We start from the raw sequence: 867 nt of genomic DNA on the forward strand, positions 1-867 counted from the left end.
ATGATTCTTACCGTTCCTCTCGGTACGGCTTACACAGACCATCTGACACGCCCCGCCGAGCAGGACGGGACACTTCACCGCTCAGCGCGCCCCGGCGTGGAAGGAATACCTTGTTCGGCCACTGGCGACCATCCGTAGGTACTCCCTCTTCGATGAGCTGGACTCATGGCGCTTCAAGAAGGTGCGTCGGGAGGTGCTCGTCGCTGATGGCGCCGTCGAGGACCGAGACATCGTGGTCATCCAAGCTGCTGGGACCGCGCCAGCATTGCGTGGCACGGGGTTCGCGCTCGAGATGCTCAAGACCGTGCTGCGCCAGGGGCACCAGGAGTGCTTCGTCCAGGGCGAGGCCCCGAACGAGAGCGCGATCCGCTGGCATCGGCACCTGGACCAGGCCATGCCGTCCCGAATGCTGCGCTTCCCTGAATGCGGAGAGCACGGCAACCCTCCGTCCACTCGTATCGCCCCGGGGAAGCCCCTTGATCCGAGGGAACTTCTGAGCTGAACGACCTGCAATCAAACGTTTAACTGTAGTGCGCAGACCCGCTTTCACCGCCGCCGTGACACGTCGCAGAGCTGTTACCTCTGGGTCCATTCCCCAGCGAAGCCTCGTAGGTGTTCAGCCAAGCTGGCGATGTAGACACTCCAGTTCTGCTGCCCTCGCAGATCGACCGGGCGGGGGAACGGCAGGTGCACGAGCCAGAGCGGGTAGCAGCGGTCCCTGAGCCGTTGGAGCTCGGCCTGTCGAGCTCGTCCACCGTCGCGAGTGGGATACAGCAGGACCGCGAGATCTGAGGGACGTCCGTCGAGGGTTGCTAGATGTTGTGGGTCATGAGGTTCTTGGCACGAGGGCCGGACTGAGATGAGACG

Annotated in this window: 1 protein-coding gene; it reads left to right on the forward strand. The window is 63.4% G+C overall.

Annotated elements, in window-relative coordinates; genetic code table 11:
- Positions 1-193 precede the first annotated feature (193 nt).
- The gene (locus NR072_RS07640) at positions 194-502 is read left to right on the forward strand and encodes a hypothetical protein (protein WP_256836724.1); all 309 of its coding nucleotides are present in this window, start codon (positions 194-196) and stop codon (positions 500-502) included.
- Positions 503-867 lie beyond the last annotated feature (365 nt).

It is taken from the genome of Micrococcus sp. Mcc89 (genome assembly GCF_024519795.1).
GTDB classification, from domain to species: domain Bacteria; phylum Actinomycetota; class Actinomycetes; order Actinomycetales; family Micrococcaceae; genus Micrococcus; species Micrococcus luteus.